Source organism: Actinomadura sp. 21ATH, assembly GCF_041951345.1.
GTDB lineage: Bacteria > Actinomycetota > Actinomycetes > Streptosporangiales > Streptosporangiaceae > Spirillospora.
The window spans coordinates 47,440-57,879 of sequence record NZ_JBGNUR010000009.1; the positions used below are offsets into that span (position 1 = coordinate 47,440).

Here is a 10,440-nt window from a genome sequence, read left to right on the forward strand (position 1 = left end):
TGCTTCGGGTGCACGTTCAGGGCCGCTCCAGTTCGGCGAGGGCCTTGTCGAGGATCCGCTCGGCGTCGGCGAGTTCGCGTTCGGCGGCCGTGCCGATGTCGCCGGGCCCGGGCAGCGGGTCGACCTCCGCCCGGAGGACGCCATGGGTTCGCGCGCCCTGCAGCGCGGCATGCTCGTCCCGCACCTTCTGCGCGGTGAGGTCGGTGAACCAGGCCTTCTCGCCATGCAGGAAGGTCATGACGCGCAGGCGGAAGACGGCGTCGGCCGCGGGCGTGTCGGCGTCGGGCTGCTGCGTGTAGGCGTGGGTCATCGTTTCGAGCCGGGCGGCCGCGCTGCTGCGGCGGCCCGCCTCGTCGGCGTCCTTGGCCACGCCGGCCCCCTTGTAGATCATGATCGTGGTCAGCGAGGCGTCTTCGAGGCTGAGTTCCTTGCGCTGGGCCTCGGCCTCGACGCCGAGTGCCGTCCACAGGCCGCGGACGACGGCGAACGGCACGACGTGCTCCGACCGCAACGACCACAGCGGGACCCCCGCGTTTTCCAGCCGCGGCGGCTGCGAGCCGTGCCGCTCGAACCTGCCGATGCCCGGCGCGCTGCCTCCAGGCCCGGAAGGCGGCATGTTCTCCGCGATCCACTCCGCCACTCTGATGGCCGCGGCATGCCTGTCCTTCTTCGTCTTCGCCGCGTTGAACCCGGCGACAAGCGCCTGCAATGCGGGATCGGCGATGGCGTTGACCAGCACCGCGCCCGAATGCAGCACGAGCCCCCCACCAGGGCCGTCGTCCTTCAGATGGTGCACCACCCCGCCGATCTGCAGCGGCTCGTCGATCGCCTCGGGCAGTTGCCCCTCCGGACCGGCCTGCTGAGGGGCGGCCCTCTTCTCGCCCAGGCCGAGGGCGTCGAGCATGGCGCGGCCGAGGCGCAGCGCCCGCTCGATGAGCCAGTCGATCGCCTTGTCCACCAGCGCGCGCAACCGGCCGATGATCTCGACGATCTTGTCGGGGATATTGCCCAGGCCGATCTGGTTCGCCAGGAACCCGATGGCGATCGGGATGATCGACGCCAGTCCCTGTTCGAGCTTCTCCGCGCCCGGGACGATGTTGCCGGCCGCGACCGCGGCGAGGGTGCCGACATACCTGTCGAGCACCTCGAGGAGGTCGCGCAGGTACTCGATCGCTGACTGGACCGCCTTGAAGATGGCGATCGCGCTGTTGATGACCGCCATGATCCCGGTGGGGTCCAGGAAGCTGAGCACCTTGACGACCGCCCGTTCGACGACCACCTTCTTGATCCAGTCGAGGGCCGTGTCGAGCAGCGTCTGCCAGAGGTTCGACAGCTGGTCGGCGGCGAACCGCCAGACCGCGGGCAGCCCTTCGTTCTGGACGTCCTGAAGGAACTGCCAGGCGCCGCCGAGAACGCCGATGCCGCCCCGGATGAGCCGGACCTTGTCCTCGCCGATGTGCTTGCCGAGCTTGGTCCACAGGAGCTCGGCGGACAGGCCCAGCACGTCGAGCACGAGCGTGAGGATCGACCCCGGCGAGAGGTCCGCGGGCAGTTTGATACCGAGTTGCCCCAGACCGCGGAACAGCCACGCCGCCAGGCCGTCGAGCAGGTAGCCGCCGATATGGTCGAAGAAGTTGCCGAAGCCGAGCCTGATCGCGGCGAGCATGTTGCGCAGGAAGGCGACCGGGTCGCGCCGGATGTCGGCGATCGCCTGCATGGCGTTGGCGATGACGCGCCCGAGCAGCTCGGTCGGGAAGTTCATGAGCCGCAGGATCAGCGTGACGACGACCTCGATGACCACACCGGCGAACTCGATGATCCGGGCCAGCGGCTCACCGAACCGCGCCACCACCCGTTCGAAGGCCGCGACCGGTTGCAGGAGGTCGTCGAGCCCGAGCGCGTTCCAGACGCCGGCGAACGTCGCGGTGACCATCTCCAGCGAGATACCGAGGCGGGCCATCGCGCCCTCGATCGTGGCCGCCGCGTCGGTGACGACACCGGACTTCTCCAGCTCCTGGTAGGTCGCCTCGCCGTCCGGCATCAGGGTGATGAACCCGCGGATGAGGTTGCCGGGCGTCCGGAGCACGACCTCGCCGGTGAACGGGTTCTGTCCGATGATGACGGTGAGCAGATGGAATCCGGGGACCTTGTGGGCGTGCTCGCTGAGCCACCCCAGCAGCGCCTTCTTGACCAGCTCGAGGACCTTCGCGATGAGGACCAGCGCGAAGTCCGCGATCCGCCGCACCGTCCCGAACGCGCGGTCGGCCAGGCCCGGCAGGGTGTCGAGGAGGTTCGGCAGGTTCTGCGGCTGGATCGCGGCCCAGGCCTCGGTGAAGAGCGCGGAGAGCTCGGCGATGATGCCCGCGAATTCGAGCAGCCGGAGGTCGAGCCAGTCCGCGGTCTCCTGGAGGGTGCCGCGCTCGCGCATCTGCTCCAGCCGCTGCTCCTGCCCGATGAGGGTCAGGAAGTCGGCGATGATCTGCGCCGTCGGAACGCTCACCTCGACGCCGCGCAGCGGGTCGTAGCGCAGGACCTCCTTGGCGAGGTTCCAGACCGGCCTGATGGCCGGACTTTCGAGGAAGGGCTCGGCGACCGCCACCACGGCCTCCCGCACCAGCGTGAGGACCCGGTCGACCAGCTCCTCGGCCAGGGCCCGCAGGTCGCGCAGGAACGCGTCGACGTACCGCCGGAGGACGGCGACGTTGCCGTCGATCCCGTTGAGGACCGAGACGTCGTCCCACGCCGCGGCGATGTCGCGGCCGATCCGGGCGAGGGTGAGGTTGTGCGCGGCGAGCCCGCCCATGACGGCCTGGTAGATCTCCGCGCCGATGGAGAGGGCGCTCAGCACCGTGCTGACCGCCGGGCCGAACGGGCCGTAGGTGAGGACGGCGTCGAGCAGCGCGGCGGTGTCGGCGCTCACCGGTGCGCCGGTGAGCGGGTCCTGGCCGAGGACGTACGCCAGGGCGGCGTACCCGGGGATGGCCCGCACCGCCGACCGGACGCCGTCGAGGATCCAGTCCGGGACGACGTCGGTCACCGAGACGTCGGGCAGATGGTCCGAGACGTCGCGCAGCACGAGCGGCGGCGGGCGCGGTGCGGCCGGCGACCGCCGCATCGATCCCTGCTGGACGACGTGCGTCGCCTCGTGCGCGATGAGCCGGATGTCGTGGACGGACGCCCCGGCGGCGAGGTGGATCGTGTCGCCGGCCGTGAAGGCGCGCGCACCGAGGACGCGCGCCGCGACGGCGCAGTCGGCGTCCTGGCGGACCCGGACCGGCGAGAGGTCGGCACCGAGGACGGCCTCGATCCGGGCGCGGACCGAGCCGGGCAGGGGGCTGCCGGCCCCGGACGAGATCGCGGCGGTCACGGTGTCCGCCGTCCGCGTGTCGAGGGCCTGGTGCCAGTGCGTGCCGGCCGCCGCCGGAAGGTGTCCGACCCGGCCGGCGGTTCCGCCGTGGCCACCATGGCGGGGGCCGCCCTCGTGGAGCGCGGCACCGCGCAGCACGAGCGCCGCGACGGCCTCGGCCTCGACCTCCCAGGGGTCGGCCGAGCCGGTGACGTGGAGTTTCGTCAGTACCCTGGGCGGCGCCCGGGCCTGAGCGGGCTCGTGCCCGGTCCGCCCGGTCAGGGGCGCGGTCGTTGGATCGGGCTCGGCCGGCCCCTGGGAGAGGAGGCGCCGCCCGGACGACACGGTGTCATGGGCGGGCCGGCGCGGTGCGGGAGCGTGAGCGACTCGCCGGTCCGCCGCGCCGGCGGGCGGCTTCCGGCCGCGCCGGTCGTGCGGCTCCGGCGTCCGAAGGGCCGCCGCGACGCGATCCCTGGTGGTCGGCGTCGCCCGCACGTCGTCGTCCGGCAGCGTGTCGTGGTCCGGCACGGCGTTCCGGCCGGACGGTGCGCGTCCGTCGAGCAGCCGCGCCGCAAGCCGTTCGCGGGTGGCCGGCGCGGGGGCCGGATGGCGCCGGGGCGGCGCCGCCGCGGCACGCGCCGGCCGGGCCGCCGCGGGTTCGGCCGTGCGGGCCGCGGCGGAGCGTACGGTCGGCGCGGCTGCCGTGACCGGGCTCACAGATCCACTCTACCCAGGCGTGCGGCGCGGCGACCAAAGCCAGGTCGGGGTCCAGCCGTAACGGCCGGCGCAGGCGTAGCCCAGCGGTTCGAGGACGCCGCGCACGGCGGTCCGCTCGTCGTCGGTCCCCGCCGCGGCGACCACCACCGGACGGTCCCGGCGCAGCATCCGGCGTCCCGAGCCGAGGATCTCGCCGCTGAGCCCGCCCGCGTCCACCTTGATCAGGCCGACACCGTCGGTCCCGGCGAGGACGTCGTCGAGCGGAAGCGCCTCGACGTCGCCGTCGTCGTCGGGCCCGAACCGGCGGGCGCCGGTGTTCGTGCGGGCGGTGCCCGGCCGCCCGTCCGGGCGCCAGCCGATCGGGAGCGGGGCCAGCCGCCGCGCGCTCGGGTGCACCCCGACCGGGCGGACCTCGACCCGGTCCTGGATTCCGTTCTCCGCCAGCGTCGCCCGCAGCCCGGCCACGGCGTCGCGGGCGGGCTCGACGGCGATGACCCGCTCGCCGCACTCGATCGCGAAGAACGCCGTGTGGTTGCCGTAGTGGGCGCCCACGTCGACGAAGACCCCGCGCGCGCCGGTCGCGGACACGGCGTCGAGCAGATCGCGTTCGTAGTACGAGCCGGTCCGCTGGACGGCCAAGGTGATGTGGTCGTCCTCGGGCAGCAGGAGGACGGCGTCGTGCGCGGGACCGCGGACGCGCACCCGCACCAGTCGCCCGGGCGGTTCGCCGATCGCCGGGGGCCCGGCCGCGGCGGGGTGGACCGCCGTGCGGGAGGACAGGGTCCACGGCTGATGAGAGAGGACGGCGCGGGTCTCCGGGCTCGTCCGATCACCCTCCACGGAACCGCGGCGGCCACGGGCGTAAAGGCCCTCGTACGGCGCGCCGTCCGGTCCCGGCAGCTCGGTGAGCCATCCCGCCTCCCGGCGCAGCTGCACGAAGGGGACCCGCTGGCGCTGGCCGAGCAGCGCGAACCAGACGTCGGCGAGGTTCGGCACGGGAAAGTCCCGGTCCCGCACGATGATCGTGCTCGTGTGGTACGCGGCGGTCGCCGTCCCGAGGACGTGGACGGCGACGTCCTCGGGGACCGCCCGGGACATGTGGCTGATCGAGCGCGAGCGGTGGTAGCTCGTGAACGGTTCCCGGAACGTGCTCGCGTGAAAGCCGACCACCGCCCGGCGTCCGTGCCGCCGGATGCCGTCCAGAAGGGCGTCGACGTAGTCCGGCGGATAGGCGATGTCGTCGTCGCAGACGACGTGGACCCCGGTGTGCCGGCCCGCCGGGAAGAACTTCCCGGCGTCGCCCCGGTCCCCGTGGTCCTGGCTGCGCACGGTCGTGACACCGTCGAGGAAGCCTGGGACGCGGTCATACCCGTTGAGGTAGACCACGAGCTCGTCGACCTGGGGGCGCAGCCGCTCGACGACCTGGCGCAGCCCGTCGGCGCGTGCGGGGATCGACGCGAGCGAGGCGAGCACGGCGGGACGGGACGCGGCCAGCCGCGCCGCCGCCGCGTCGCCCTCGACGAACGCCGTCGTGCGCATCGGCTGGCGGACCCGGGCGGACGGGTTCATCCGCGAACGGCTCTCGTCGTGCACGGCGAGCGAGCGGCGCACCTGGTACATGCCCAGGCCCACGGCGTGCGCCCGCCGGCTGATCTGCTCCCCCACGCCGCTGCTGAGCAGGTCGTCGCGATCCCAGCGGGCCGCGGGAACGGGGTCGAGCCGCCAGCCCAGCGCCGCGAAGAGCCTCGGGTGGGCGAGGAACGCGCTCATGTCGACCCATCCGCTGCGGACGACGTCGCCGAACTCCACGGCCCGCACCGCCGTCCAGCCGGAGGCGCCGAGGGCGGACCGCTCGGCCGTCAGGTGCAGGTGCAGCGTCGCCTTCGCCGGGTCGTCGATCCCCGCGAACAGGCGCAGCGCCCGTTCGGCGAAGCCGTGGCAGAGCCGGACGTCGTCCTGAAGCACGAGGATTGGGCCGTCGTCCCGGGCCGTCTCAAGGTCGCTCCTGAGGTCGGCGAGAATCGTGTTCCACCACTGCCACCAGCGGCGCTTGCCATGGTTGGCCGGTGCTCGGCGCAGCCGGCACCCGAGCGCCGCGAGCCGCCGGGCCAGCGCCGGGTCCGGCCGCGGCGAGGCGTCGTCGTAGATGTGCACCCGCGGTCCGGCCAGGCCCTCGCGCTCGAGATCGTCGATGAGGCGCGCCAGCCCTCCGGCCGATCGTAGGCCGTGACCACAACGCGCAATGAGCCGAACCCCATCGGCTCAAGGTACTAAGGAGGCCGCTGAGGTGCGGGTATCCGGACCGCCGCGGGGATGTGGGCGCTCGGGCGGGTTCACGTGAGCGGCCCGGGAGGCAAAGGCTCGGCCGGTCGCCCGTGATGCGGGCAGGTACGGGTGCAGCGGGCCCGGCATGTCGGGATCGGCCGGGAAGGAACACGGCGGTCGCCGTCATGGCTCCGCCCGCCTCGTCCCGCGGGCCCACGGCGTGAAGGCGTTGGCCGAGCCGGCCAGTGCGGGCCGCAGTTCGGGGTAGTGGCGCAGGAGCACCGACAGCATGGTGTTGTCGGCGATCCAGGCCAGCCCCTCGGGGGTGTAGACCTCGGGCCGGTATGCCTCGGTGAAGAACCGGTCGGCGCTGAGGCGGCGGGTGGCCATCAGCAGGAAGACGCGGAACGCGGTGTCGCTGAAGGCGAACCCCCGGGGCCGCCGCTCGGCGTACATACCGATCATGAGGTCGACGCTTTCGATGTCGCCGCCGTAGACCGCCTCGATCTCACGGGCGGCGGCGTCGTCGCCGGTGAGGTGGCGGAAGCTCCGGGCGGGCGGGAGCCGCAGCAGTCTCCGGAACGCGTTGTAGCGCGGTACGCCCAGCTCCCGGCCGCGCAGGATGTCCGTGGCGGCCAGGTCTTGCAGGAGCCCGTCCGGCCGGGCGAACTCCTGCAGGAAGCGCGGGAAGTTGTGCAGCGTGACCAGGCCCGGGTGGATCGTCCCGAACGAGTACAGCAGGTCCGCGACGCCGTGCCCGCGCGCCACGTCCACGGCGGCCGGGCCGGACAGGTCGCGCAGGGTCAGGGTCGCGGGCGCCGGGCCCGCGCCGTCGAGGGAGCGCAGCGGGAAGTCGTCGGGGACCAGCGGGTGCATGCGGTAGACCGCGACGAACTCCTCGGTGAGCGAGAACGGGACGCCGTCGAGCCGGGTCCGCGAGCCCGGGATGCCGCTGATGAGCTCACCGTCCCCGATCCGGCCGAACAGCCGGTGCGCCCGTTCTCCCGCCAGGCCCCACCAGTTGGCGCGCATGCCGAGCCGGGTCGTGGGATGGCTGATGACCGCGGGCGTCCACTCGGTGGTGTGGATCTTCGCGATCAGCGCCGCGTTGATCAGCCGGGCCCGCTGGAACAGCTCCTCATCGCCCCAGGTGGGGTGTTCGGCGCGGAGCCGGGCGCAGATCGCGTTGTGCTCCAGGACGAACAGCGTCTGCATCAGCAGCGTCCCCGCCCAGAAGCCGGGGACCCTGGCCGGGTCGGATTCGGGCTCGGTGGGCCGCCATGGCAGCCCGTCCGGCGTGACGCGGAGCCTGCCGTCCTGCCCGGACCTGACCCGCCGCTGGGCCTCGATCCCCGAGCCGTAGAGCTGCGAGGCGTCCCACCAGTGGGTCTCGGTATTCACCCACGTCGGCGGGCCGTCGCCGGGACGCCCGGTCGGGTCCGGACGGGTCCGCGGCACCGTCATCGGCGGGGCCGGCCACGGGTCGCCGACGGCGAGCGGGATGGTCCAGGGGTCCTCGGCCGGGCCGGTGCCGTGGCTGAACCAGTCCCGGATCATGAACTGCAGCCAGGCGGCGACCAGCGCGTTCACCGACGTGGCCGGGATCAGTTCGGTCCGGGTCAGCAGCCTGCGGCTGATCTCGCGGGGGCTCGGCGACATGATCGCGGACGGCGGATCGGGAAAGGTCGCCGCGGGCGGCAGGTTGCGCCCGAACCGCGCGCCGGCCATGCCCATCCGGGGGTCGGCGGGGTGGTTGTGCGAGCCGTCCGCGCTCCGGGCGGTGCGGTCCGCGGGCGTGGCCGGGCGAACCGGGGGGCGGCCGGTGGCGGGCAGTGCCTCGGTGTCGAAGAGGTTCTCCCGGCGCAGGACGTCGCGTAGCCCCACCAGGACCAGCAGGCCGAGCGGCGTAGGCAGGCGGTGCCACCCGACCGTGCGGTCCAGCAGCAGCGCGGTCCGCTGGTACAGGCGCGCCAGGGCCGGTCCGGCACGTGCACGTCCGGCCTGACGCGTTCGCGGACGCGGCCGTCCGAGGTCCGGTACGGGCCGCGCGCGCTGGGCCGTTCCCGTCATGGCAGCTCACCTCGGGAACGTCGGCTCTGCGGCCACCGGCACCTTCTCCTGCCAGGCGGCGTTCCATGTCTTATGGTCGATCTGCCCGGTCGGGTACAGGCCCTTGAAGGACTGCAGCGCCTTGCATGCGCTCTCGGTCTCGGCGTCGAAGGCGCCGTCGATGGCCTGGATCCGCCAGCCCCTGCTGTCGACCTGGCGCTCCCAGGCGAGGACGTGCTCGCCGACGGAGCCGTAGTGCAGGATCACACCGGGGCCGTACGGCGGGGTCGTGCCGGCCGCCTCCCAGGCGGCCTTCCAGGTGATCGGGCCGACGATCCCATCGACCGCCAGCTGGTGCTCTCGCTGGAAGTTCATGCAGATCCGCTTGCTGGCCGGGCCGTAGTGGCCGTCCGCGACGATATTCCACCCGCGTTCCCTCATCTTCAGCTGCCATTCCCTGACGGCCGCGCCACTGGTGCCGGGCGGATGTTTCATCAACGGCGGCTGGAACGGTGGAGCATGCATGTCTCCTCCTTCTGCTCTGACACCTCTCACGGTCTCTTCCAAGCCAAGCAGGGGAACGGTCGAGGGCAGCCAAACCCGGGGCAAGTCATGGATTCGTTCGGCCACCAACGCAACAGTTTCAAAAAGTCCTCAGCGCTGGACCAGGCTTTCCATGTCCAGTCGTGATCGTTACGCGGCCGTCCGTTGAGTAGGGGACGCTGTGCTCCCTATCTGCTGCGTGCCCGGCCGGGGGCTCGCCACGGACGTTCAAGATCATGTAAGCGTCCCGACATGATCTTGCCCCCGGGCATTACCGCGCGCCCGGAACCCTTCCGGTCCATGAGAATCCGCGAACTCCCCACCCGGCTCGCCGTCGTCGCGGCGCTGGGCGCCGTGGTCACCGGCGCCACCGCCACCAGCGCCCAGGCGGCCCCCACGTACTGGAAGTTCAGGAACCACGCGACCGGCAAGTGCCTGACCGCCGGGACCGGCACCAAGGCGTACATGGCCAACTGCTCCGGCAGCACCTACCAGCAGTGGGACTGGGTCGGCAGCACCTTCTACAAGCAGGTGAAGAACCGGGCCACCGGCCGCTGCCTGGTGACCGACTACAAGACCAACGTGAACGCGGTCTGGACGGGCACCTGCAAGTCGGTCCGGGGCCAGCGCTGGCGCTACTTCGGCAACACGAACATGTTCTACAACGAGGGCAACGGCTCCAACTTCGCCCTGCGGACCACCACCGGCTCCGCGTCCGCCGTCTACACCTGCTACTACACCGGCTGCCACGGCTGGGGCACCTACCTGGAGTGGACCGGCACCCACAACTGACGCGCCCCGCCGGCGCCGATCGGCGCCGGGCGCCGTCGTCCAGGTCTCCTCGGCCTCGGGCCGGATCGCGTCGGCGGGCAACGGCGTCCACTCCGCGACGAAGTTCGGCGTGACGGCGTTCTCCGAGGCGCTGCGGCAGGAGGTCACCGCGCAGGGTGTGCGCGTCGTGGTCGTCGAGCCCGGCTTCGTCGACACCGAGCCGGCCGGCCACATCACCGACCCCGCGATGCGGTCCGCGGCGGGACGGGACCTTGGTCCGGCGGGCCGGGGACCTGCGCAGGCCCACCCGGATCGCGTTCGTGCACACGCAGGTGAAGCCGGCGTACGAAGGGCGGGGGTGGTGGCGCCCTGTCGTTCGGCGAGCCCGGCTCCGCGTCCCGGGGCGCGTCCGGGCCATTGCCGCGGGTACGATCGCGTTCGTGTCCGGTGCCTCCTCCGCGGCCGCCGCTGCCGCCGCCGCTGTGACGAGGGCGCTCCGCTAGCGGCGGGGCGTTCGTCTCACTAGCGCTGAACGTTCCGCCGCTCCTCGGTCCGAACCGGAGCGGCCTCATCGTGCTGCCCGGAATCTCCCTTCCGAGCAACGGAGCGTCCTGGTGCCTTCAGGCATTCTCTCTTCGCGCGCGGACACCTCGTCCCCGGCGCGCGCGTGGCTGGTGCTGTGCTGCATGGCCATGCTGCAATTCCTCATCGCGGTCGACGTGACCGTGGTCAACGTCGCGCTGCCGGCG

At 72.6% G+C, this 10,440-nt stretch carries 5 protein-coding genes and 1 pseudogene; 2 read left to right on the forward strand and 4 right to left on the reverse strand.

The window, feature by feature from the left end:
- Positions 1 to 16: 16 nt before the first annotated feature.
- The 4 genes from ACA361_RS24995 to ACA361_RS25010 all read right to left on the reverse strand — a co-directional run bounded on the left by ACA361_RS24995 (position 17) and on the right by ACA361_RS25010 (position 8,902).
- The gene (locus ACA361_RS24995) at positions 17 to 4,063 is read right to left on the reverse strand and encodes a DUF4157 domain-containing protein (RefSeq protein WP_375015593.1); all 4,047 of its coding nucleotides are present in this window, start codon (positions 4,061 to 4,063) and stop codon (positions 17 to 19) included.
- A gap of 9 nt (positions 4,064 to 4,072) precedes the next feature.
- The gene (locus tag ACA361_RS25000; RefSeq protein WP_375015595.1) at positions 4,073 to 6,217 is read right to left on the reverse strand and encodes an FkbM family methyltransferase; all 2,145 of its coding nucleotides are present in this window, start codon (positions 6,215 to 6,217) and stop codon (positions 4,073 to 4,075) included.
- 294 nt (positions 6,218 to 6,511) lie between these two features.
- Positions 6,512 to 8,398 carry a peroxidase family protein gene (locus tag ACA361_RS25005; protein WP_375015597.1) on the reverse strand — a complete coding sequence of 629 codons (1,887 nt, stop codon included), beginning with the start codon at positions 8,396 to 8,398 and terminating at the stop codon, positions 6,512 to 6,514.
- A 6-nt stretch (positions 8,399 to 8,404) separates the two neighbouring features.
- Positions 8,405 to 8,902 carry a peptidoglycan-binding protein gene (locus ACA361_RS25010; RefSeq protein ID WP_375015599.1) on the reverse strand — a complete coding sequence of 166 codons (498 nt, stop codon included), beginning with the start codon at positions 8,900 to 8,902 and terminating at the stop codon, positions 8,405 to 8,407.
- Between the two features lie 318 nt (positions 8,903 to 9,220).
- Between ACA361_RS25010 and ACA361_RS25015 the strand changes: the two genes are divergently transcribed.
- Positions 9,221 to 9,712 (forward strand): ricin-type beta-trefoil lectin domain protein, encoded by a 492-nt coding sequence (locus ACA361_RS25015; RefSeq protein ID WP_375015601.1) that lies wholly within the window; start codon positions 9,221 to 9,223, stop codon positions 9,710 to 9,712.
- A 28-nt stretch (positions 9,713 to 9,740) separates the two neighbouring features.
- Positions 9,741 to 10,217: pseudogene (locus tag ACA361_RS25020) on the forward strand (SDR family NAD(P)-dependent oxidoreductase); the annotation flags it as partial.
- Positions 10,218 to 10,440 lie beyond the last annotated feature (223 nt).